Origin of the sequence: Lelliottia sp. WB101 (assembly GCF_003051885.1) — a bacterium.
GTDB classification, from domain to species: Bacteria; Pseudomonadota; Gammaproteobacteria; order Enterobacterales; family Enterobacteriaceae; genus Enterobacter; species Enterobacter nimipressuralis.
Map to the genome: position 1 here is coordinate 2,048,207 of NZ_CP028520.1, position 23,247 is coordinate 2,071,453.

23 protein-coding genes are annotated in these 23,247 nt (G+C 55.3%); 9 read left to right on the forward strand and 14 right to left on the reverse strand.

Features of this window, described 5'->3' with window-relative positions; genetic code table 11:
• Nucleotides 1–8 precede the first annotated feature (8 nt).
• From emrA to DAI21_RS09865, 11 genes are all read right to left on the reverse strand, one after another.
• A complete protein-coding gene (gene emrA / locus DAI21_RS09815; RefSeq protein WP_100779187.1) occupies nucleotides 9–1,184 on the reverse strand; it encodes a multidrug efflux MFS transporter periplasmic adaptor subunit EmrA in 1,176 nt (391 codons plus the stop codon).
• Between the two features lie 128 nt (nucleotides 1,185–1,312).
• Entirely contained in the window at nucleotides 1,313–1,843 is a 531-nt protein-coding gene (gene mprA, locus DAI21_RS09820) for a transcriptional repressor MprA (protein ID WP_100779188.1), read from the reverse strand.
• A 381-nt stretch (nucleotides 1,844–2,224) separates the two neighbouring features.
• Nucleotides 2,225–3,409: an MFS transporter gene (locus DAI21_RS09825; RefSeq protein WP_107702970.1), complete on the reverse strand. Its 1,185-nt coding sequence runs from the start codon at nucleotides 3,407–3,409 to the stop codon at nucleotides 2,225–2,227.
• A gap of 173 nt (nucleotides 3,410–3,582) precedes the next feature.
• Nucleotides 3,583–4,578: a glycine betaine/L-proline ABC transporter substrate-binding protein ProX gene (gene proX, locus DAI21_RS09830; RefSeq protein ID WP_107702971.1), complete on the reverse strand. Its 996-nt coding sequence runs from the start codon at nucleotides 4,576–4,578 to the stop codon at nucleotides 3,583–3,585.
• A 9-nt stretch (nucleotides 4,579–4,587) separates the two neighbouring features.
• On the reverse strand, nucleotides 4,588–5,655 hold the full coding sequence (gene proW, locus DAI21_RS09835) for a glycine betaine/L-proline ABC transporter permease ProW (RefSeq protein ID WP_100779191.1): 1,068 nt from the start codon (nucleotides 5,653–5,655) through the stop codon (nucleotides 4,588–4,590).
• Nucleotides 5,648–6,850 (reverse strand): glycine betaine/L-proline ABC transporter ATP-binding protein ProV, encoded by a 1,203-nt coding sequence (proV, locus tag DAI21_RS09840; RefSeq protein ID WP_102105411.1) that lies wholly within the window; start codon nucleotides 6,848–6,850, stop codon nucleotides 5,648–5,650. The genes proW and proV overlap by 8 nt, the downstream gene beginning before the upstream one ends.
• A 390-nt stretch (nucleotides 6,851–7,240) precedes the next feature.
• Complete coding sequence (nrdF, locus tag DAI21_RS09845) at nucleotides 7,241–8,200, reverse strand: class 1b ribonucleoside-diphosphate reductase subunit beta (protein ID WP_107702972.1); 960 nt, start codon at nucleotides 8,198–8,200, stop codon at nucleotides 7,241–7,243.
• Between the two features lie 9 nt (nucleotides 8,201–8,209).
• Entirely contained in the window at nucleotides 8,210–10,354 is a 2,145-nt protein-coding gene (gene nrdE, locus DAI21_RS09850; protein WP_107702973.1) for a class 1b ribonucleoside-diphosphate reductase subunit alpha, read from the reverse strand.
• Entirely contained in the window at nucleotides 10,327–10,737 is a 411-nt protein-coding gene (gene nrdI, locus DAI21_RS09855; protein WP_100779195.1) for a class Ib ribonucleoside-diphosphate reductase assembly flavoprotein NrdI, read from the reverse strand. Before nrdI ends, nrdE begins: the two co-directional genes overlap by 28 nt.
• Nucleotides 10,734–10,973, reverse strand: coding sequence for a glutaredoxin-like protein NrdH (nrdH, locus tag DAI21_RS09860; protein WP_100779196.1), 240 nt, complete (start codon nucleotides 10,971–10,973; stop codon nucleotides 10,734–10,736). The genes nrdI and nrdH overlap by 4 nt, the downstream gene beginning before the upstream one ends.
• 259 nt (nucleotides 10,974–11,232) lie before the next feature.
• The gene (locus DAI21_RS09865; RefSeq protein WP_100779197.1) at nucleotides 11,233–11,559 is read right to left on the reverse strand and encodes a DUF883 domain-containing protein; all 327 of its coding nucleotides are present in this window, start codon (nucleotides 11,557–11,559) and stop codon (nucleotides 11,233–11,235) included.
• 160 nt (nucleotides 11,560–11,719) lie between these two features.
• On the opposite strand from DAI21_RS09865, the gene DAI21_RS09870 reads away from it, so the two are divergent.
• Nucleotides 11,720–12,064 carry a DUF2002 family protein gene (locus DAI21_RS09870; RefSeq protein WP_100779198.1) on the forward strand — a complete coding sequence of 115 codons (345 nt, stop codon included), beginning with the start codon at nucleotides 11,720–11,722 and terminating at the stop codon, nucleotides 12,062–12,064.
• Between the two features lie 32 nt (nucleotides 12,065–12,096).
• Here DAI21_RS09870 and alaE read toward each other — a convergent pair whose 3' ends face one another.
• The gene (alaE, locus tag DAI21_RS09875) at nucleotides 12,097–12,546 is read right to left on the reverse strand and encodes an L-alanine exporter AlaE (protein WP_107702974.1); all 450 of its coding nucleotides are present in this window, start codon (nucleotides 12,544–12,546) and stop codon (nucleotides 12,097–12,099) included.
• Between the two features lie 645 nt (nucleotides 12,547–13,191).
• On the opposite strand from alaE, the gene stpA reads away from it, so the two are divergent.
• Nucleotides 13,192–13,596 carry a DNA-binding protein StpA gene (gene stpA / locus DAI21_RS09880; protein WP_100779200.1) on the forward strand — a complete coding sequence of 135 codons (405 nt, stop codon included), beginning with the start codon at nucleotides 13,192–13,194 and terminating at the stop codon, nucleotides 13,594–13,596.
• A gap of 40 nt (nucleotides 13,597–13,636) precedes the next feature.
• Here stpA and DAI21_RS09885 read toward each other — a convergent pair whose 3' ends face one another.
• Nucleotides 13,637–13,816, reverse strand: a complete 180-nt coding sequence (locus DAI21_RS09885) for a hypothetical protein (RefSeq protein ID WP_100779201.1) — start codon at nucleotides 13,814–13,816, stop codon at nucleotides 13,637–13,639.
• 220 nt (nucleotides 13,817–14,036) lie between these two features.
• On the opposite strand from DAI21_RS09885, the gene DAI21_RS09890 reads away from it, so the two are divergent.
• Nucleotides 14,037–14,195 (forward strand): YqaE/Pmp3 family membrane protein, encoded by a 159-nt coding sequence (locus tag DAI21_RS09890; RefSeq protein ID WP_100779202.1) that lies wholly within the window; start codon nucleotides 14,037–14,039, stop codon nucleotides 14,193–14,195.
• A 9-nt stretch (nucleotides 14,196–14,204) separates the two neighbouring features.
• Here DAI21_RS09890 and DAI21_RS09895 read toward each other — a convergent pair whose 3' ends face one another.
• Nucleotides 14,205–15,134, reverse strand: a complete 930-nt coding sequence (locus tag DAI21_RS09895; RefSeq protein WP_107702975.1) for a LysR substrate-binding domain-containing protein — start codon at nucleotides 15,132–15,134, stop codon at nucleotides 14,205–14,207.
• Nucleotides 15,135–15,500: 366 nt separating this feature from the next.
• Between DAI21_RS09895 and DAI21_RS09900 the strand changes: the two genes are divergently transcribed.
• The 6 genes from DAI21_RS09900 (at nucleotide 15,501) to DAI21_RS09925 (ending at nucleotide 23,167) form a co-directional block, all read left to right on the forward strand.
• The gene (locus DAI21_RS09900) at nucleotides 15,501–16,106 is read left to right on the forward strand and encodes an ankyrin repeat domain-containing protein (protein WP_100779204.1); all 606 of its coding nucleotides are present in this window, start codon (nucleotides 15,501–15,503) and stop codon (nucleotides 16,104–16,106) included.
• A 108-nt stretch (nucleotides 16,107–16,214) separates the two neighbouring features.
• Complete coding sequence (gene fdrA / locus DAI21_RS09905; protein ID WP_107702976.1) at nucleotides 16,215–17,756, forward strand: acyl-CoA synthetase FdrA; 1,542 nt, start codon at nucleotides 16,215–16,217, stop codon at nucleotides 17,754–17,756.
• Nucleotides 17,756–19,171, forward strand: coding sequence for a DUF1116 domain-containing protein (locus DAI21_RS09910; RefSeq protein ID WP_370447044.1), 1,416 nt, complete (start codon nucleotides 17,756–17,758; stop codon nucleotides 19,169–19,171). Before fdrA ends, DAI21_RS09910 begins: the two co-directional genes overlap by 1 nt.
• A gap of 11 nt (nucleotides 19,172–19,182) precedes the next feature.
• Complete coding sequence (locus tag DAI21_RS09915; protein ID WP_107702977.1) at nucleotides 19,183–20,727, forward strand: xanthine permease; 1,545 nt, start codon at nucleotides 19,183–19,185, stop codon at nucleotides 20,725–20,727.
• An 86-nt stretch (nucleotides 20,728–20,813) separates the two neighbouring features.
• Nucleotides 20,814–21,764, forward strand: a complete 951-nt coding sequence (locus DAI21_RS09920; protein WP_107702978.1) for a carbamate kinase family protein — start codon at nucleotides 20,814–20,816, stop codon at nucleotides 21,762–21,764.
• 23 nt (nucleotides 21,765–21,787) lie between these two features.
• Complete coding sequence (locus DAI21_RS09925; protein WP_107702979.1) at nucleotides 21,788–23,167, forward strand: amidohydrolase family protein; 1,380 nt, start codon at nucleotides 21,788–21,790, stop codon at nucleotides 23,165–23,167.
• Nucleotides 23,168–23,247: the final 80 nt, after the last annotated feature.

The window sequence follows — 23,247 nt, forward strand, 5'->3', positions numbered from 1 at the left end:
CCTTCGGATTAACCGGCGTTCGCTTTCACGATGTCGTCAATCAGCTTGTTGACCGGATCAAGGCTGATTTCACGGGCGTTGCTTTCATAGGCCGGATGGTTTCGGACCTGATTCGCCAGCATCTGACCTTCGCGGTCAGCGGTATCTACCGTTACCAGGGTCGACAGACCGATACGCAGCGGGTGATCCGTCAGCTGTTTCGCGTCCAGTTCAATACGAACCGGCAGACGCTGAACCACTTTGATCCAGTTACCGGTGGCGTTCTGCGCAGGCAGCAGGGAGAACGCGCTGCCGGTACCCATATCCAGACCGACCACTTTACCGGTGTACTTCACGTCGTCGCCGTAAATATCACTGACGATAGTCGCGGTCTGGCCGATACGCATGTGGGCCAGCTGCGTCTCTTTGAAGTTGGCATCTACCCACAGATTGTTCGCCGGAACCACCGCCATCAGCGGCGTCGTGGTGCTAATCTGTGCGCCAGGCTGAACGGAACGACGGGAGACGTAACCGGTCATCGGGCTGACAATTTTAGTACGTTGCAGGGCAAGCCAGGCGTTACGCACTTCGGTTGCCGCCTGTTTAACGGCAGGCTGCTCTTCAAGATGAGTACCCAGAATCATCGCCTGGTTGGCGTTGTACTGCTGGATTGCCACGTCAAGCTGCGCCTGCGCGCTGGCCACGGCGTCACGCGCGTGTTGCAGCTCTTCACGGCCAATCAGGTTGGCGGTGCCGAGCGGTACGCGACGATTCAGGTCGCTCTGCGCCTGCGCCAGGGCGGTTTTCTGCACGTCGATGCTCGCCTGCAACTGCTTGCTGTTGATCATCGACTGACGGGTTTGACGCACGCTTGAGGCCAGCTGCGTCTGCGCTTTTTCAAACGCCTGCTGCGCATCGGTCGGGTCGAGCGTGACCAGCACATCTCCTTTTTGCACAAAGTCGGTATTGTCAGCCCAGACTTTCGTCACGCTGCCCGACACCTGCGCCATAATCTGAACCTGGTTCCCTGCCACGTATGCGTCATCGGTCTCTTCAATATGACGCAGTACTAAAAACCAATAGATCCCATATGCCACGGCAATAATAATAAAGAGCAAAGTCAGCAGCAGAAGGGCGCTTTTGCGTTTGCCTTTCTTAGTGTTGACCGGTTGCTGCGGGGGAGTGTTCTCCGCATTTGCGCTCATTGTAGTTCTCCACGATCTTCTTATTTTCACATCGGCTGGGCCGACCTGTTGTCAGAAAGGCCAGCAGTGTAACGTGCTGGCCTATCAGTATTTCTTATGTAATCTGGATGGTTGAGCGTGTCGTCGCGTTAGCTTAGCGCCTCGAGAATGGCGCCCTCTTCGTCCATCTGATCCAGACGGGTGAGGAGCTTGCGAGTGATGTGCTCTAGCTGGTCGCGCTCGGTCGTGCTCAGGGCAGACCAGAGCTGATGCAGACAGTTGTGCTGAGGTGGAAGCACCCCACGCAGGAATTCATGACCTTTATCGGTCAGTTGCAGATGCAGGCAACGGCGATCGTTGTCGCTTTCACGGCGTTCAATCCAGCCGCGTTTTTCCAGCTCATCCGCGATGCGGGTCGCGTTAGTACGAGAAGAACCCAGGGCGCAGCTCAATTCAGAGGGCTGAATACTGTGATCTTCCTGAGATTCCAGGGTAATTAACGCCATAAACAACGTCTCGTTAATCCCTTGAGCTTTCAGCATTTTATTGCGGTTATCCAGCAGCTTACCCTGCATGTGCATGCAAAGACGGGTTAACAGGATCTCCTGATACGGGAAGTCCTCGTAGCGACTGGCGCGAAATTTAAGCATTTGTTCAATTGGGGTAAACGAACTATCCATTTGGGCATGACCTCATTAATTACAGTCGATATAGTAACGACAGTGACAAATAATGTAAATGAATTATTTGTGCGGTTATATCCGCCAAACTGATATCACTGTCAGAAAGTGCCGGGCGAATCCGTGACCCGGTAAGCACAGAAATGAAAGGGCTAACGCCCACGAAAGACGGGGTCGGGTGATGAGAAACAGCATGAGGTTTCAAACAGAACGGAAATGTCGGCAATCTGATGGGGCCGGGAGCAGCCAGTAGGTCTGAACTATTCATGCGGTATTCTAATATGTCACCCACAGTAAAATTTCTGGGATAAATAATTACGCTCACCTTAACAGAGTGCGGGGCTGCTTAACACCCTAAGAAGCCCCAAACCGATGTAAAGCTTAGATAATGGCTTCCTGGAGGTGATAGCCGCGCCACCAGATGAGCAGGTTAACGGCTGCAACAAGGGTACCGACCACGCACACGCCGGTCCAGCCGTAATGCTGCCACGCGGACGCCGAGATCAGGGAGCCTGCCGCACCGCCGATAAAGTAGCTGGTCATGTAACCGGCAGTCAGGCGGTTACGTGCGTCGGGCTTCACGCGATAGATCACCGTCTGGTTAGTGATGTGCACGCCCTGTACGGTCAGGTCGAGGACCAGAATCCCGACAATCAGCGACAGCACCGAGATATGCCCGTACCAGATCGCCGCCCAGGAGAGAAGCAGCATGACCAGCCCGGCGGAGGTTGTCAGATGGGATTTGCCTTTATCCGCCAGACCACCGGCAGGGCGAGCGCCCAGCGCACCGGCCGCACCCGCCAGACCAAACAGGCCAATCACCCCTTCGGAATAGTTGAACGGCGGCGAGGCCAGCAGGAAGGCCATTGAGGTCCACAGAATGCTGAAGTTGGCAAAGGTGAAACACCCCAACAGCGCGCGCGTTCTCAGAAGTTTATCCTGGGTGAACAGGCTGAACACCGAGCCGAGAAGCTGAGGGTAGTTAAGATGGTTCTCCTGCTTCACTTTTGGCAGGCCGCGCCACAGGGCAAAGGCCATCACGACCATCAGCACGCTGGCGACCCAGTAGACCGTGCGCCAGCCGCCAAGACTTGCCAGCAGCCCGGCAACGGTTCGCGCCAGCAAAATCCCCAGCAGCAGGCCGCTCATGATCGTTCCTACCACTTTGCCGCGCTTTTCTGGTGCCGCGAGCGTGGCGGCCAGCGGCACGAGGATCTGGGCCACGACCGAGAACAATCCGGTCAGCGCCGTACCGAGGATCATCATCCCCAGCGACTGGCTGGAGGCCGTAATTAACATCCCGCCCGCTGCCAGCAGCGTCATGGTGACGATCAGTCTGCGGCGTTCAAACATATCGCCGAGCGGCACGAGGAACAGCAGGCCCGCGGCGTAGCCGAGCTGGGCGGCCGTTACAATAAAACCGGCGGAACTAGCGGAGAGCGAAAAGGCGCGAGCGATGGTGTCGAGCAAAGGTTGCGCATAGTAGTTACTGGCCACCGCAAGGCCGGTAGCCACAGACATGAGCAGAATAAGTGCCGGGCTAAGCCCTTGAGAAGTTTTCGTCATGAGAGTCAGGAATCGTGAGTTAAGTGATTATTTTTTCAGAAACCATCATAACGGATGAATGTGAATGTTGGGGATTTGTTGCGTGGTGGTTTGTGCGGTTTAGGCCTGGGGGGAGTTTGATGCCCTTACCCTAACCCCCTCCCGACGGGAGAGGGCGAGGTAAGGGAAAAGCGTTACTTCTGCGTTGCCAGCGCCTCGTTCACCCAGCCATCAAACTGCTGCTGGTGGGCTTTGATCCAGCCGTCAACGTGACCCTGGACATCGGCTTCAGACGATTTGCCTTCATGCATCATCGCGTTCTGCGCGTTGATATCAGCCAGCGGCAGTTTCATCACCGAGAACAGCTTCGCCGCCGCCGGGTTTTTCTCAGCCCAGGCTTTGTTCGCAACGATATGCATGGTATTCACCGGGAAACCGTAGTTCATGCCGTTCGGCAGCTTGGTGTCGATATCTTTCTGCTCACCTGGCAGAGAAGAGAACGGCACCTGCAGCCACACCACGTCTTTACCTGGCTTCAGCACGTCGCTCACCCAGTACGGCGTCCAGGTGTAGTAGATCACCGGTTTACCCTCTTTAAAGCGGGCGATGGTATCTGCCATCATCGCGGAGTAGTTACCGTGGCTCACGTCGACGGTCTTTTCCAGATCGAAGGCTTTGTTCTGGTGGTTAATCACCGCCTCACAGCCCCAGCCCGGCGAGCAGCCCATCATGTCGGCTTTGCCGTCACCGTTGGTGTCGAACAGTTTGGCGATCTTCGGATCTTTAAGCTGCTCAACATTGGTGATGTGGTATTTGTCGGCGGTTTTCTTGTCGACCAAATAGCCCTGCGCAGCGCCGGTCACGAAGGTCCCTTCGCGGTAAAACTTCTTACTCCCGCCGGCGGCGGCATACATATCATCATGCAGCGGCTGCCAGTTCACGGCGGTGAAGGTCGCATCGCCAGAGGCAATCGAGGTGTAACCGACGTTGTAATCCACTTCGCTCGGCTTATTGACCGTATAACCCAATTTTTCCAGGGCGCGGCTGACGATCATGGTCTGGAAGGACTCTTCCGAAATTGTGCTCTGTACCGGTTGAACGGTAATGCCTTTACCCGGCAGGTCAGCGGCGAATGCGCTGGTAGAGACAAGGGTGGCAAACGCTGTGGCAAAAAGGATGTTATGTCGCATCGTTGTTCCTTATTTAATGAATGGACGGGTAATCAACCCGACCGGGCCGGTGCTGTACCAGCGACGGTTGCCGCGACTGCGTGAATCGCGACCGACTGCCTGAGTCAGGCGGTCAAGAATAATGGCGAGGATCACGATCCCGACACCGCCCACGGTGGCCAGTCCCATATCGAGACGACCGATACCGCGCAGTACCATCTGGCCGAGGCCACCCACGGCAATCATTGAGGCGATCACCACCATCGAGAGGGCGAGCATCAGCGTCTGGTTCACGCCTGCCATAATGGTGGGCATCGCCAGCGGGAGCTGCACTTTAAACAGCATCTGACGCGGGCTGGCGCCGAACGAGCGTGACGCCTCGATCAGATCGGCTGGCACCTGGTTAATCCCCAGAATGGTCAGACGGATAATCGGCGGCAGGGCGAAGATAATGGTCACTACCACGCCCGGTACGTTACCGATCCCGAACAGCATTACGATAGGCACCAGATAGACAAACGCCGGCGTGGTCTGCATCGCATCCAGCAGCGGACGAATAATTTTCGCCGCCCTCGGGCTGCGTGCCAGCCATATGCCCATCGGCAAACCGATCACTACGCAGAACAGCAGGGCGGTGAGCACCAGCGCCAGAGTAATCATCGCCTGAGACCAGGCACCGATAGCACCAATCAAAATCAGTGAAATGAGCGTGGCGATCCCCATACCTGCACTGCCGAACTGCCACGCAATGAGTGCGAACAGCGCAATGGCAACAGGCGCGGGCATTCCGAGCATCATCTGCTGGAAGCCGTTGAGGATGTAATCCACCGGGACGCGAATGCCCTGGAACACCGGACGGAAGTGGGTTACCACCCAGTCGATGCCTTCGGTCACCCAGCTGTCCAGCGGGATCAGGGTTTTATGGAACGGGTCCATAATATTGAAATGTTCTGGTGCGGGCGCCGGAGCGCTGTTGAGCCAGTCGGCGGTGCTACCGCCGTCAGCGGGCGCGGGCGCAGAAGTTCCCCATGCGTCTGCCGATTGTGCGGCGCTATCTGCCGCTTCTGTGGTTCCCCACGGATTAGATTGATCAGCCATTGTTTGCCCCCTCGCGATCTAAAGCCTGCAGCAACATGCGTTTTGAGATGATGCCGACGTACTGTTGTTCTTCTCCAATGACCGGAACCGCGCAGGGTGCCTGGCCGACGTGAGAGAGCAACTCGCTGAGCGGCGTTTCGGCGTCCACGGCAAGCGGAGCGTCGAGTAACGCCGCATCGATTCCCTGGTTTTCGCTAAGCGCTTTTTTCAGAGAGTCGATGGAGACAATACCTACAAATTTATTACCGCGCTCAATGACATAGCCATATTCGCGGTCTTCGTCCTGCAGCAGTTTCAGCGCCGAGCGCGGGCCAAAACCTGGCGTGCGGCGAATAATGCCATCCAGCGCACGGCGGGAAATATCTTTCGCGCTAAACACCTGGCTAATATCCACGCCCCGGAAGAAGGTGCGCACATAATCATTGGCCGGATTATTCAGAATTTCGTCCGGCGTGCCGACCTGCACCACTTCGCCATTTTGCATAATGGCAATACGATCGCCAATACGCATCGCTTCATCGAGATCGTGGGAAATAAAGACCACGGTTCGCTGATGTTTTGCCTGCAGTTTTACCAGCTCATCCTGCATCTCGGTACGAATTAATGGATCGAGCGCTGAGAAGGCTTCATCCATTAATAAAATATCGGGATTGATGGCTAATGCGCGGGCTAAACCGACGCGCTGACGCATACCGCCAGAAAGTTCATCCGGATAGCCGTGGGCATAATTTTCCAGTCCCACCTGGCGTAATGCATCCAGCGCTTTTTCCTGGCGAATCGCCGCAGGGATTCCCGCTAATTCCATACCGAAAGCGGTATTATCCAGTACCGTCATATGTGGCATTAGCGCGAATGACTGGAAGACCATCGCAATCTTTTTCCTGCGCACCTCACGAAGCTCGGCGTCAGATATTCTGGCGATATCAACGCCATCTATCAGCACCTGTCCGCGGGTGGGTTCAATCAGGCGATTGAGAAGGCGAACCATAGTGGATTTACCCGAGCCGGATAACCCCATGATGACGAAAATCTCGCCTTCTTCAATTGCCAGACTGGCGTCTTTAACGCCAAGGGATAATCCTGTCTTCTCCAGGATTTGTTCTTTTGAAAGTCCTTTTTCAATATATTTGAACGCGCGCTGTGGATGCTCGCCAAATACTTTATAGAGATTTTTAACTTCTAATTTAATTGCCATGCAATAGAGTAATTCCCGTTATTTATTAGCGTCGATATCAATACCATTAAAAATAATGAACTGGCCATACCCTAACATACTGAGAATCTGAGACAACCCTTGTGCCGCGCGTGGCACGAATTTTGCCCGTGGTGAAATGGCTGAATTTCCCATGAGGTAAGGGCTGAGCGGGTGTCGAATTTTTCTGAGATTTTTGCCGCGCGGTCGGGGAATTTCTTCTGGATCGGAATGATTCAGGAGAATATGACGCTGAAATTACAGTATAGATTACAGGGAATATTTGTGGGGAGAAAATGGGATTTATATTAAATTAACGAGCGTTAGGTCTGGCGATTTGACGATTCCCTCTCCCGCAAGGGAGAGGGTTAAAATGAAGGGGAAAATACCGCGCTAAAAATCCCAGTCCTCATCCTCCGTTTCCACCGCTTTACCCATCACGTAGGATGAGCCGGACCCGGAGAAGAAGTCGTGGTTTTCGTCGGCATTCGGCGAGAGCGCCGCCAGAATCGCCGGATTCACCTCCGCCATCTCCGGTGGGAACAGCGCCTCGTAGCCGAGATTCATCAGCGCTTTGTTGGCGTTGTAGCAGAGGAACGCTTTGACATCCTCCTCCCAGCCGGTCCCCGCATACAGCTCTTCCGTGTAGCTCAGCTCGTTGTCATAAAGATCCATCAGCAAATCCAGCGCAAAACCTTTCAGCTCCTCGCGTTTTGCGTCGCTAATTTTCTCCAGCCCTTTCTGATATTTATAGCCGATGTAATACCCGTGAACCGCTTCGTCGCGGATGATCAGGCGAATCAAATCGGCGGTGTTGGTCAGCTTGCCGCGACTCGACCAGTACATCGGCAGCCAGAAGCCAGAATAGAATAGGAAAGATTCCAGGAACACGCTGGCGATTTTCTTCTTCAGCGGCTCATCGGCCTGGTAATACTCCAGCACCAGCTGGGCTTTGCGCTGGAGCGGGGCGCTCTCTTCGCTCCAGGTATAGGCCGCATCCACATCTTTGGTCTGGCACAGCGTCGAGAAAATCGAGCTGTAGGAACGGGCGTGGACCGCCTCCATAAAGCTGATATTCGACATCACCGCCTCTTCGTGAGGCGTCAGCGAATCCGCCATCAGCGCCGGGGCACCGACGGTGTTCTGAATAGTGTCCAGCAGCGTCAGCCCGGTAAACACGCGGATGGTCAGCTGCTGTTCGGCGTGGCTGAGGGTGGCCCACGCCGGAATATCGTTGGAAAGCGGCACTTTTTCCGGCAGCCAGAAGTTGCTGGTCAGGCGGTTCCACACCTCCAGATCTTTATCGTCCTGAATTTTGTTCCAGTTAACGGCGCTTACGCGTGACAGTTTCATCCTTTCTCCTTACAGCGCGCAGGACACGCAGCCTTCAATTTCGGTGCCTTCCAGCGCAAGCTGACGCAGGCGAATGTAGTACAGAGTTTTGATGCCTTTCTTCCAGGCGTAAATCTGCGCCTTGTTGATATCGCGCGTGGTGGCGGTATCGGGGAAGAACAACGTCAGCGACAGCCCCTGATCCACATGGCGGGTCGCCTCGGCGTAGGTATCAATAATCTTCTCCGGGCCGATTTCATAGGCATCCTGATAGAGCGCCAGGTTCTCGTTGGTCATAAACGGCGCGGGATAGTAGACGCGTCCGGTTTTGCCTTCCTTGCGGATCTCAATCTTTGAGACGATAGGGTGAATGCTCGACGTCGCGTGGTTGATATAGGAAATCGATCCGGTAGGCGGCACCGCCTGCAGGTTCTGGTTGTAGATGCCGTGCTGCATGACGTCGGCACGCAGCTGCTGCCACATCTCGCGCGTCGGAATCGGGACCCCGGCACGGGCAAACAACGCCCGCACTTTCTCGGTTTTCGGCTGCCAGTCACTTTCAAGATACTGATTAAAATACTCTCCGCTGGCGTAGCGCGACTGCTCAAACCCGGCGAAGCGCTGGTTACGCTCGCGGGCCAGCATCATTGAGGTATGCAGGGCATGCCAGGTGATGGTGTAGAAATAGAAATTCGTGAAATCCAGCCCTTCGGCACTGCCGTAAGGAATGCCTTCGCGCGCCAGATAGCCGTGCAAATTCATCTGCCCCAGCCCGATGGCGTGAGACGCGGCATTCCCGGCTTCGATCGACGGCACGCTGCGGATGTGGCTCATGTCCGACACCGCCGTCAGGCCACGAATCGCGGTTTCCACAGTGCGGCCAAAATTCGGGGAATCCATGGTGTGGGCAATATTCAGTGAGCCAAGGTTGCAGGAGATATCTTTGCCTGTTTCAGCGTAATCCAGATTCTCGTCGTAAGTCGACGCGCTGTTGACCTGCAAAATCTCCGAGCACAGGTTGCTCATGTTGATGCGCCCGGCAATCGGGTTAGCGCGGTTCACCGTATCTTCATACATAATGTACGGGTAGCCGGACTCGAACTGGATCTCGGCCAGAGTCTGGAAGAAGTCGCGGGCATTAATGGTTTTTTTGCGAATGCGATCGTCAGCGACCAGTTCGTCGTACAGCTCGCTAATGGCCACATCGCCAAATGGCTTGCCGTAGATGCGCTCAATGTCATAAGGCGAGAAGAGGGCCATCTCGGCATTCTCTTTCGCCAGCTGGAAGGTGATATCCGGGATCACCACCCCAAGGGACAGCGTTTTGATGCGGATTTTTTCGTCGGCGTTTTCGCGTTTGGTATCGAGAAACCGCAGGATGTCCGGGTGATGGGCGTGAAGATACACCGCGCCCGCGCCCTGACGCGCCCCCAGCTGGTTAGCGTAGGAAAACGCATCTTCCAGCATTTTCATCACTGGGATCACGCCAGAAGACTGGTTTTCGATGCGCTTGATCGGCGCGCCGGACTCCCGCAGATTCGACAGCAGAAACGCGACGCCGCCCCCGCGTTTGGAAAGCTGCAGGGCCGAGTTCACCGCCCGGCCAATCGACTCCATATTGTCTTCGATGCGCAGCAGGAAGCAGGAGACCAGTTCACCGCGCTGGGCTTTCCCGCAGTTGAGGAATGTCGGCGTGGCGGGCTGGAAGCGGCCCGAGAGGATCTCGTCCGTCAGCTGTTGTGCCAGCGCTTCATCACCCTGCGCGAGCGTTAAGGCCACCATACAGACGCGATCTTCAAAACTTTCCAGATAGCGTTTGCCGTCGAAGGTTTTGAGCGTGTAGCTGGTGTAATACTTCCAGGCGCCGAGGAACGTCTGGAAACGGAAACCGCTGGCGTGGGCGCGTTCAAACAGTTTCACCACAAAGTCGCGATCGTAGCGCGTCAGCACTCGCGCTTCGTAATAACCTTCGTTGACCAGATAGTCGAGGCGCGCTTGCTGGCTGGCAAAAGAGAGCGTGTTCGGGCGGACGTGGGCGGCAAAAAAGGCCTCCACCGCCTCGTGGTCTTTGCCAAACTGAATATTCCCCTCGCAATCGTAGAGGTTCAGCATAGCGTTCAGGGCATGGTAATCCGTTGAGCCTTGCACTACGCGTTCTGCGGTTGTCGTTGCCAAAATTCGTTCACTCCTTTACGCACGTTCTCTACGTCCTGCTGTGTCCCCATCAGTTCAAAACGATAGAGATACGGCACGCCGCACTTTTGAGAGATAACATCCCCGGCACGGCAGAACGCGTCGCCAAAATTGCGATTGCCTGCGGCGATCACACCGCGAATCAGCGCCCGGTTGTGGGGATCATTAAGAAAGCGGATTGCCTGACGGGGCACCGCGCCCGCCGTTCCACCGCCGCCATAGCTGGGGACCACCAGAATATAAGGCTCGTCTACCTGAATGCGCTCGCGCTCGTTAAGCGGAATACGCACGGCGGGCAGCCCGAGACGCTCGATAAAGCGCAGCGTATTTTCCGAGCTGCTGGAGAAGTAGACGAGCAGGCTCATGCGCTGACGGCCTGCGTTTGCAGGCGATTAATCATGTCCGGGCGAAAGCCTGACCAGCTGGTTTCCCCGGCGATCACCACCGGAAGCTGACGAAATCCTTGCGCGCGCAGGGCGTCTGCCGCATCGGGCTGCAAGTCCACATTCACCATCTCAAACGCGACGCCACGGTTTTCCATTGCACGTTTCGTGGCGTGGCACTGAACACAGTCGTTACGAGTGTAAATAGTAATGCTCATGATTCGTATTTCCATTTAGAATGAAGGAGCGGCGCGAATGAGCGCGTCGGGTTGTGTGTCTTGTTAGAGGGAATACTAGATGTAGTTGATGTAAGTTTCAACCATACAAGATATGGGATTTATCAATTGATTTTGCCTTGATAATGAGCGATGCGAGGAGGGGCAGGCTGCACGCGGCTTCTGGCGTTTTTTTGACCGTAAAAATAAAAACCCCCGATCGCAGAGGCGAACGAGGGTCAGCAAATGACGCGTTTTAAGGTTATTTACGCAGCGTCAGCAAGGCACCGATAAAAATCCCTACTGCGGCAACGGTCCCCACAGCGTACAACGGTTTTTCACGGATAAAGGTATTGGCACAGCCAATCGCATCGCAGGCGGCCTGCGTGGTGCGTGAGCGGCCATGCATCCGGGCGCGGGTTTCACGCAGCAGAGACTGAGCCTTACGTCTGGCGACATCCGCCTCATCCTTTGCATCAGAGCCCCAGGATTTCAATACATCCTCCAGTGTGTCGGCTAATTGGCTGACATCGTTACGAATATCCTGAGCGTCGTCATTAATATCGTTTCGGTTCGGTCTGTTAAACATACGATCCTCCATAATTTTGCGTTCACACACAGTTTAGTCCAGGTTTTTAATATCTGAAGCGAGTCACGACTTATCGTGGCCTTTATGGATTTATCTGAAAGCGTTGCCAACGATGATTATTGTAAGGTTGGCCCGCAGGAAAAGATAACGAGGATAAAATATGTATTTACGACCCGATGAGGTGGCGCGCGTTCTTGAAAAAGCGGGTTTCATCATGGATGCAGTGACTCAAAAAACATACGGATATCGCCGTGGCGATAATTATGTCTATGTTAACCGCGAAGCCCGAATGGGACGCACTGCGCTGATTATTCACCCCACCCTAAAAGACCGTAGTTTGTCGTTTGCTGAACCTGCCACGGATATCAAAACCTGCGATCATTATCAGGAATTTCCGCTGTATTTAGCCGGAGAACGGCACCAGCATTACGGTATTCCGCATGGTTTTAGCTCCCGCATGGCGCTGGAGCGATTTCTGACAGGTCTGTTTGGCGAACCGCAATAAACGTGCGACTGGCAGCGGCCAGTCGCAGCACTTTACGCCTGAGACTGATGATACTGGCTGACTTTAAACAGGCGGCGACAGTAGTCCAGGAAGTAGCCATAGGCCGCACCCATCAACATCGACACCACAATATTCGAGCTGACGGCAGCCGCAATCTGATGCCAGTCTGCGCCGACGGTCAGCAAAATCGCCACATACACCGGTGACTGGAAGGTGACGTAAGCCAGCACGTCTGCCAGATTTTTGAGCCAGCCCGACGGGCTAAAACGGCGCGCCAGGCGCATAACGGCGTCACGGTAAAAACCATACGGCCATGCAATAAGAATGTTGACCGGAATGGCCACCAGTCTGGAAGAAAGGGACTGCTCAAAAGACATTCCGGAGAGGAATATCTCGATCAGCATGTTCACTACGGAACAGTAGACGACCATCGCGAAAGTGTCTGCAACTGCATGGCGCAGGCGAGACTGCGGTGAGAACATGTCCGAACTCCTTGAAAAGAACACAAATAATCGATTTTACCTGCAGCGTGTGGTGCTTTAGGTTGGTTTGTTGAATGTGTATAGAGTATCTCTCTGCTTTAAAAGTCACAATGAGTGAAAAATATTTATTTAATGGCCTTTTGTCCATGAAATGCTCTAAAACATCCCGCTTTTTCACTGCGGCGGTGCTTTCTGTTTTTATCTTGTAAATATGCTTGTAAATCAATTAAATGAGTGAGTGCGATCAATGAGATGTATTCGAGAAAATTATCGTCTCAGCAGACTCAACTTCCGAACGGGTAAAAACGTCGCGACGTGTTATTAATGTTCTATTTTCGCCTGTTTAGTGGTGAATTGTTCTGATCGTTATCTTGTTTAGTTATGCTTAACAGTTGAGTGATTATTCAGCATTGCGCGAGAGAGGGGCAGCGTTTGGTCAAAAACCTGCTCAGAAGAAATAGAAAGTGTGAGATAAACAAAAGCAATATTGAATGCAATGCAAATAAAGGTAAGGATAATTAATTAAATATTGTTGAATATCCTTAATAAAAGTCTGGGAGGAATCTCGCTGGATATTCAAAGTAAAGTGGATTACCATATTGAACTATTGCTCATTGAATCAACTCATAAAAGGTCTTCAGTAATATGTCTTCAATGTTACAAAATCTTAATAATATCCGTACCCTTCGCGCAATGGCGCGCGAGTTTTCTGTTGATGTGCTTGAAGAAATGCTGGAAAAATTCCGCATTGTTACGGAAGAAAAACGTAATGAGCAAGATGAAATGCAGAGTCAGCAGGCTGAACAGCAGCAGAAAATTAATGCTCTGTTAGAGCTGATGAAAGCTGACGGTATTTCTCCAGAAGATCTGCTGGGTAAAGACGTTCTGAAAGGTGCCAGCCAGCCGCAAAAACGTCAGGCGCGTGAAGCGAAGTACCGTTTCACTGACGCAAACGGCGAAGTGAAAACCTGGACCGGCCAGGGCCGTACGCCTAAGCCAATCGCCACTGCGCTGGCAAATGGCCAGTCACTGGATGATTTCTTAATCTAAGTGATTTCACATCAGGGCGGTATCTCACCGCCCTGAGCTTTCAGCAGACGCCGAAATCGCCGTCTTCTTTATATAAAGCCACATCCGCCGCCTTCAGCGTAAACTTCTCTCCCTGCTCATTGCTCGCCTGCACGGCAACAATTTGATCGTCATGCACTTCAACGACTTTCAGCTTTGGCCCGCCCATACGTGGCTGCACAACATCTCCAACAGTAAACATAATGTCCTCCTCGTTTTGGTATTTCTTACCTTAGCCCACGTCATCAGCCGGGTACAGGTGTAACGCGTGAATACCCCTTAATCGTTAGTCTAAGTGATTGTAAAAAGGGTAAAGGAGCGTAAAAGCAGGCTTAAGGAATGGCACGACACGGTAAACTCGCTACGCTTAACGTTAAAACTTTTTTTAACAATGTTCTTTTTTTAGCTTGAATGGAGAAAGTATGGGTTTCTGGCGTATCGTTATTACTATTCTGATCCCGCCACTGGGTGTTCTGCTCGGTAAAGGTTTCGGCTGGGCGTTTATTCTGAATATCATTCTGACACTGCTGGGTTACATTCCGGGGCTTATTCACGCCTTCTGGGTGCAGAGCCGCGATTAAAAACGCGCGTTAATCACGCCACAGTAAATCGCTATATATCCCGGTCAGTACCCCCTGAGACCCAAACTGCTGTTTGATCCAGCGGGTCACCTGGCCGGTCGCCGCATGCTGCGTAGCCAGCAGCATGCGCGAGTCCTGGCGCGGATTGTTAATGCGTCGCGTCACCAGTAATCCATCTTCTACCGCTTCGCGCGCCATATGTTCCGGTAAAAATCCAATTCCCTCGCCCAAAATCTGACACTGACATTTGGTGTTAAAGTCCGGCACCAGAATCGCCTCCTGCCCGTGCAGCAACCAGCCCACTTTTTTATTGATCGTATGCGCCGTGTCTTCGACCATGATGTTGGGATAGAGGCGCAGCTGGCTCTCGGCAATCGGCTCGGGGGAAAACGCCAGCGGGTGCTGGGGAGAGATAGCAAAAACCCAGCGAATCGCGCCGATTTCCGTGTAATCAATCCCGCCGCCGTCGAGCAGCGTATCCGGCGCGCCAATCGCAATATTGGCCTGATTATTAATGATCGAATCCCACACGCCGTTATACACCTCGGTGGTGACGGTGATCTGGCAGGTGGGGAACTGTTTTTTTAAGACCTGCAACAGCCGGGCGGTATGACGCGGTGTGTATAACAGCTGGTTGATACAGATCCGCACCCGCGCTTCGATACCCTGTGAAATGGTATCAATCCCGCGTTTGATGGCGTGGAAGTCATTGAGCAAATCCGTCGCTTTACGGTAAAAGTAAAACCCGGACTCCGTCAGCTCGATGCTGCGCGTATTGCGCACGAACAGCACCACGTCCAGCCCCGTCTCCATCCGTTTGATGGTGTAGCTAATGGCAGAAGTGGTCACGCCCAGCTCTTCGGCCGCTTTGCTAAAACTGCCGAAGCGTGCGGCGGCGGTAAAGGCCAGCAGGTTCTCTTCGGTAAATATCGAATTCATGGCGCAGCCCCTCACATAAGCCCCAGCGGTATTGTTGAATCTATTTGTAATCGCCCGCAACGGCAATCAGTTTTGAACAATATTTAACACTGCAGTTACATCTCATTTGAGCACTATCACACTTCTGCTATTTTGTTTCAGGCCGCGCCAGGCAAGGCGTGTCGAGATATAAGCAGAATGCGCTTTTACGGCGGAAAAGGGCGTCAACGATAAGAAAAACATTGCACCGACGCACGTTTTGGCCCGACTGTTGATTTCCATTCAATAATCACTGTCCTTACGATGAATGAAATTTAAGCGGATTCTTTTATCACGGGGCTGTTGCTATTCTCAGGTCATCAGAAATGAAAACATCGGAGTCTGAATATGTCTGCAAATGAACTCGTTACTGAATTTCTGCTGGCGGCAGAGCAGGGCAATCTGGATGCACTCAAAGCCTGTCTGGAAAAAGGGGTGGACATCAATGCCACCAATCGCCAGAAAAGAACCGCCATTATTATTGCCAGCCTGAAAAAGCATTATCCTTGCGTTGAATTCCTTATTTCCGCCGGTGCGGATATCGATAAACAGGACCAGACCTGTTTTAACCCGTTCTTAATTAGCTGTCTGACGAATGACCTCACCTTGCTGCGCATCGTCCTGCCGGCCAATCCGGATCTCGATCGCCTGTCACGCTTTGGCGGCGTGGGGATTACCCCTGCGAGCGAAAAAGGCCACGTGGAGATTGTCCGTGAACTGCTGGCGCATACGGATATCAACGTAAACCACACCAACTTTGTCGGCTGGACGCCCTTGCTGGAAGCCATCGTCCTCAACGACGGCGGGGCGAAACAGCAGGAGATCGTCAAATTACTCCTCGACCACGGCGCCAATCCGCACATGACCGACAAATACGGGAAAACCCCGCTCGAACTGGCGCGCGAAAAAGGCTATCACGCGATTGCTGAACTGCTGTTAGCCGCCGGCGCGTAATGTATTCGGCAAGCCGTTTCGGGCTTGCCTGACCTGAATTTTTTCACGTTTACCATCATGCCTTAATCATGATGGCGGCCCCCTTTTGCCCGCATTCGGGAGGAAAACATGCCCACCAAAATCGTTATTAAAAAGAATACCTATTTTGATTCTGTCTCACTGATGTCGGTCTCGACCAAAGCCAATAAATTGCCCGGTGTGGAACAGGCGTTTGTGGCGATGGCGACTGAAATGAATAAAGGCGTATTAAAAAACCTGGGATTATTAACGCCGGAATTGCAGGACGCTAAAAACGGCGACCTGATGATTGTGATTAAAGGCGAGGCCGCCAGTGACGAAACGCTGGCTGCCATCGAAACCTTATTTACTCGTAAAGAGAGCGGCGGCGCGCACGAAGCCCGTTTCGCTACCCTCGCCAGCGCCAAAACGCATCGCCCCGACAGTAACCTGGCGGTGATCTCCGTCAACGGCCTGTTCGCCGCCCGCGAAGCACGCCAGGCGCTGGAAAACGATCTCAACGTGATGCTCTTCTCCGACAACGTCAGCCTCGACGACGAACTGGCCCTCAAGCAGCTGGCGCACCAGAAAGGTCTGCTGATGATGGGACCCGACTGCGGAACCGCCATTATCAACGGCGCAGCACTGTGCTTTGGCAACGCGGTTCGTCGCGGGCCGATTGGCATCGTCGGCGCGTCGGGGACCGGCAGCCAGGAGCTGAGCGCGCGAATTCATGAGTTTGGCGGCGGAATTTCACAGCTGATCGGCACCGGCGGGCGCGATTTGAGCGAAAAGATCGGCGGCCTGATGATGCTCGACGCCATCGATATGCTGGAAGCCGACGAAGCCACTGAAGTGATCGCGCTCATCTCCAAACCGCCTGCGCAGAAGGTGGCCGAAAACGTGCTGGCCCGCGCCCGCGCCTGCCGCAAACCGGTAGTTGTCTGCTTCCTCGGTCGCAACGAACCGCCAGCCGATGAAGCGGGTTTGCAGTTCGCGCGCGGCACCAAAGAGGCGGCCCTGAAAGCGGTTCTGCTCACGGGCATCAAAAAAGAGTCTCTCGATCTCCACCCGCTCAACTGGCCATTAATTGAAGAGGTACGCGCTCGCCTCACGCCACAGCAAAAGTACATTCGCGGTCTGTTCTGCGGCGGCACCCTGTGTGACGAAGCGATGTTCGCGGCGCTGGAAAAATTCGACGACGTCTACAGTAACATTCAGCCGGACCCGACCAAACGTCTGGCGGATCTCAACGTCAGCCAGGCCCACACTTTCCTCGATTTTGGCGACGATGATTTCACCAACGGCAAACCGCACCCGATGATCGATCCGACCAACCGCATCAGCCGCCTGTTGCAGGAGGCGCGCGACCCGGAAGTGGGCGTCATCGTGATGGATTTCGTGCTCGGTTTCGGCTCTCACGAGGATCCGGTCGGGGTGATGATCGACGCCATCAAAGAGGCGCAGGCCATCGCCAAAGCGGACAACCGCCCGCTCGAGATCCTCGGCTACGTGCTGGGCACCGACCTGGATACTCCGTCCCTGTCGCAGCAGTGCCAGCTGCTGACAGACGCAGGTGTGATCTGGGCGAGCAGCAGCACTAACACCGGATTACTGGCGCGTGAATTTGTCTGCAAAGGAGAGAAAGCCTGATGAAAACCTTATTTAACCAGCCGTTGAACGTCATTAACGTAGGCATAGCCCTGTTCAGCGACGATCTGAAAAAACAGCACGTCCCGGTCACGCAGCTCGACTGGACGCCGCCGGGGCAGGGCAATCTGCAGGTGGTCGAGGCGCTGGATCAGCTGGCACAGCCGACCCTTGCCGGGAAAATTGCCGCCGCCAACAAACTGGCATTGGAGCGGATTATTCAGTCCCATCCGGTGCTGGTGGGCTTCGACCAGGCCATCAACGTGGTGCCTGGCATGACCCCTACGACCATTCTGCACGCCGGGCCACCGGTGGCGTGGGAAAACATGTGCGGCGCGATGCGCGGTGCGGTGACGGGGGCGCTGGTGTTTGAAGGGCTGGCTGATTCTCTGAGCGACGCCGAACGCCTGGCGGCCTCCGGGAAAATCACGTTCTCGCCGTGCCACGAACACGACTGCGTCGGCTCAATGGCGGGCGTCACGTCGGCGTCGATGTTTATGCACATCGTCGAGAACAAAACCTACGGTAATCGCGCGTTCACCAACCTCAGTGAGCAGATGGCAAAAATCCTGCGCATGGGGGCCAACGATCAGAGCGTGATCGACCGTCTGAACTGGATGCGCGACGTGCTCGGCCCGATGCTGCGCGATGCGATGAAAATCATCGGCGAAATCGATCTGCGCTTAATGCTGGCCCAGGCGCTGCACATGGGCGACGAGTGCCACAACCGCAATAACGCGGGCACCACGCTGCTGATCCAGGCCCTGACGCCGGGGCTGATTCAGGCCGGTTATCCGGTGGAGCAGCAGCGTCAGGTGTTCGAGTTCGTGGCGAGCAGCGACTACTTCTCCGGCCCGACGTGGATGGCAATGTGCAAAGCCGCGCTGGATGCGGCGCACGGTATCGAATTCAGCACCGTCGTCACCACCATGGCGCGCAACGGCTATGAATTCGGCCTGCGCATTTCCGGCCTGCCGGGGCAGTGGTTTACCGGCCCGGCGCAGCAGGTGATCGGCCCAATGTTTGCCGGTTACAAGCCGGAGGACTCCGGTCTGGATATCGGCGACAGCGCCATCACCGAAACCTACGGCATCGGCGGGTTCGCGATGGCGACGGCTCCGGCAATTGTCGCGCTGGTGGGCGGTACGGTGGACGAAGCCATCGACTTCTCGCGTCAGATGCGCGAAATCACCCTCGGCGAAAACCCGAACGTCACCATTCCGCTGCTCTCGTTTATGGGCATCCCGACGGCGATTGATATCACTAAAGTTGCCGCCAGCGGCATCCTGCCGGTGATCAACACCGCCATTGCCCACAAAGACGCCGGGATCGGCATGATTGGGGCGGGCATCGTTCACCCGCCATTTAGCTGTTTTGAAAAGGCGCTGTTGACCTTCCGCGATCGCTACTTTTTATAAGGCAAGCATCCATGAAAAGCATGAAACTGGAGTGGAAAAGAGGTGACTGGGCGGCCTATTTCGGCCTGATGACCAACAACCTGACCAATTTGCTGACCATGATGGGGCTGCTCATTTTTGTCGTTGGCATCCCGAAAGAGATTGTTTATGGACGTATCGCGCCAGCCTTCGGGCTGGCGGTGCTGGTCGCCAGCATCTGCTACGCGTGGTTTGGCCTGCAGATGCAGCGCCAGACCGGGCGCACGGATGTGACGGCTCTGCCCTCTGGCCCAAGCGCGCCGTCCATTTTCACGGTGACGTTCCTGGTGCTGATGCCGGTTTATCAGCAGACCGGCGATGCGGATTTCGCCATTCAGATTGGTCTGGTGTGGTGCTTTGTTGAAGCGATGATTCTGGCGGGCGGCTCATTTTTAGGCGAAACCATCCGCAAGATGATCCCGCGCACCGTGCTGCTGTCGTGCCTGTCCGGTTTAGGTCTGCTGCTGCTGGCGATGAACCCGATGCTGCAGGCGTTCGAAGCGCCGACGGTCTCCTTCATCGTGCTGCTGCTGATCTTCATCAACTGGTTCGGCAAAAAACCGATCTTCGCCCGCATCCCGACCGGTCTATTGCTGTTGATCGCCGGGACGGCACTGGCGTGGATCTCCGGTCTGCAAAGCCCGGAAGCGATCAAAGCGTCCATGTCATCGTTCGGCTTTAACCCGCCGGAAATCCACGTTGACAGTTTCATGCAAGGTCTGCCGCACGCCCTGCCGTATCTGGCCTCGGCGGTTCCACTGGGGCTGGCGAACTATATCTTTGACCTCGAAAACATCGAAAGCGCCCACGCGGCGGGGGACGAATACCCGACCCGCAAGGTGATGCTGGCGAACGGTCTGGCCTCCATGCTCGGCTGTCTGATGGGCAACCCGTTCCCGGTGACGGTCTACGTCGGTCACGCAGGCTGGAAAGCGATGGGCGCAAGCATTGGCTACACCCTGGCGTCGGGCGTCACCATGTTCATCGTACCGCTGTTCGGGCTGGGGGCATTTATGCTCGCCATCATTCCGATGACCGCCATCGTGCCGATTCTGGTGTTTATCGGCGTCGTCACCGCCAACCAGGTGGTGAGGGAAACGCCCAAAGTGGAGGTGCCCGTCATCTTTATCTGTCTGTTCCCGTGGATCGCCAACTGGGCGCTGACCATGATGAACAGCGTGATGGGGGCGGCGGGAACCAATGCGACAAAAATCGGCACCGACGTGCTGCACAGCAAAGGCATCTACTACGAAGGGCTGGTGCATCTGGGCAACGGCGCACCGCTCGCCAGCATGCTCTGGGGTTGTATCGCGATCTTCGCCATCATCAATAAACCTCTGCGCGGAGCGATTGCCGCGGCGGTGGGGGCGCTGCTGGCACTGTTCGGCGTGATTCACGCGCCGGTGGTGGGATTTGCCGAAGGCAGTTCGCTGATGTTTGTGACGGCGTACCTGATGATGAGCGGGATGTTCGTGGTGAAACATGTGCTGGACAGCCGCGAAGTCGCGCGGTCGGTCGCGCCGGTTTCTGAGTCCTGATAATGCCTGATCCCCTCACCCTTATCCTCTTCCAGAGGGAAAAGGGCCGGGTGAGGGGGCCAGACCGCACCCATAAAGGAAACACAATGAAAGAACTCATGGTCGTCGCCATCGGTGGTAACAGCATTATCAAAGATAACGCCAGTCAGTCGATAGAGCATCAGGCGCAGGCGGTCAAAGCGGTGGCGGAATCGGTATTAGAGATGCTCGCCTCCGACTACGACATCGCCCTCACCCACGGCAACGGCCCGCAGGTGGGGCTTGATCTCAGGCGTGCAGAGATTGCCCACGAGCGCGAAGGGCTGCCCCTGACGCCGCTCGCCAACTGCGTGGCCGACACGCAGGGCGGGATCGGCTATCTGATCCAGCAGGCGCTGAACAACCGTCTCGCAGCGCGCGGGGAGCAAAAGGCGGTGACGGTGGTCACCCAGGTGGAAGTGGATCAACACGATCCCGGCTTTACTCATCCGACTAAACCTATCGGTGCCTTCTTCAGCGAAGCCCAGCGCGATGAGCTGCAGCTCGCCCATCCGGACTGGCACTTTGTCGAGGATTCCGGGCGCGGCTATCGTCGCGTGGTCGCCTCGCCGCAGCCGGTGCGCATCGTTGAAGCCGACGCCATCAAAGCGCTGACGCAAAAAGGGTTTGTGGTGATCGGCGCCGGTGGCGGCGGGATTCCGGTGATCCGCACTCAAGAGGGGGACTATCAGAGCGTCGACGCGGTGATTGATAAAGATCTCTCCACCGCGTTGCTGGCGCGCGAAATCGCCGCCGATGTACTGGTGATCACCACCGGCGTTGAGAAGGTGTGCATCAACTTTGGCAAGCCGAACCAGCAGGCGCTGGATACCGTAAGCGTGGCGCAGATGACGCGCTACATGGAAGAGGGCCATTTCCCGGCGGGCAGTATGTTGCCGAAAATAGTCGCCAGTCTGGCGTTCCTGAAACAGGGCGGCAAACGGGTCATCATTACCTCGCCAGACTGCCTGCCTGCGGCGCTGCGCGGTGAGACCGGCACTCACATTGTGAATGCGTAAAAGAGCACTAAAAGGAAGATACGATGAAAGAGAATAAAAGCCGCCGTGAGTTTATCAGCCAGAGCGGCAAAATGGTCACTGCCTGCGCGCTGTTTGGCGCGACCGGCTCCGTCGCGTATGCTGCTGAGACAGCGAAGAACACCTGCGAGACGGGCAAAACGATGAACATCACCGCGAAACATTACTACCTCGACAACGTGCTGCTGGAGGCCGGATTTAACGTCGACGGCGATGTGGCAACCAGCACCCGCACCGAGCTTAAAACCCTGGAGATCCAGGACGGCAAAATCGTCGCCCTGCGTGACAACAAAAGCCATGCCGACAGCGCGCTGCCCCATTACGATGCGGGAGGCAAGCTGATGCTCCCGGCGATGCGCGACATGCACATCCATCTGGACAAGACCTTCTACGGCGGCCCGTGGCGCTCGCTGAATCGCCCGGCGGGCACCACTATTCAGGACATGATCCGCCTCGAACAAAAACTGCTGCCCGAGCTACAGCCTTATACGCAGGAACGTGCGGAAAAGCTGATTGACCTGATTCAGTCCAAAGGCTCGACCATCGCCCGCAGCCACTGCAATATCGAACCGACCTCCGGCCTGAAGAATCTGGAAAACCTGCAGGCGGTGCTGGCGCGGCGTAAGCCCGGTTTTGACTGCGAAATTGTTGCGTTCCCGCAGCATGGGCTGCTGCTGTCAAAATGCGAACCGCTGATGCGTGAAGCGATGCAGGCCGGGGCGCACTACGTCGGCGGGCTGGACCCGACTAACGTCGACGGCGCGATGGAAAAATCTCTCGATACCATGTTCCAGATCGCGCTGGATTATGACAAAGGGGTGGATATCCACCTGCATGAGACCAGCCCCGCAGGCGTGGCGGCAGTGAATTATATGGTGGAGACGGTCGAGAAAACCCCAGCGTTAAAGGGAAAGCTGACCATCAGCCACGGCTTTGCGCTGGCGACGCTTAACGAACAGCAAGTGGATGCCCTCGCCACGCGCATGGCGGCGCAGCAAATCACCGTCGCCTCGACCGTGCCGATTGGCACCTTACACATGCCGCTCAAACAGCTGCGCGACAAAGGCGTATTTGTGATGACGGGCACCGACAGCGTGATCGACCACTGGTCGCCGTACGGTCTGGGAGACATGCTGGAAAAAGCGAACCTGTATGCGCAGCTCTACATCCGTCCGAACGAGCAAACGCTGTCCCGCGCGTTGGGCATTGCGACTGGCAACGTACTGCCACTGAACGACAAAGGCGAACGCGTGTGGCCGAAAGCGCAGGATGCCGCGAGTTTTGTGCTGGTGGACGCCTCCTGCTCGGCAGAAGCCGTTGCGCGCATTTCCCCGCGAACCGCGACGTTCCATAACGGGAACCTGGTGTGGGGCACCGTGAGCTAACAGTGCGCCGGGTGACGGTTACGCCTTACCCGGCCAACAAAACCCAAACCCTGCGATATACTGCTACGCATATTCACCAA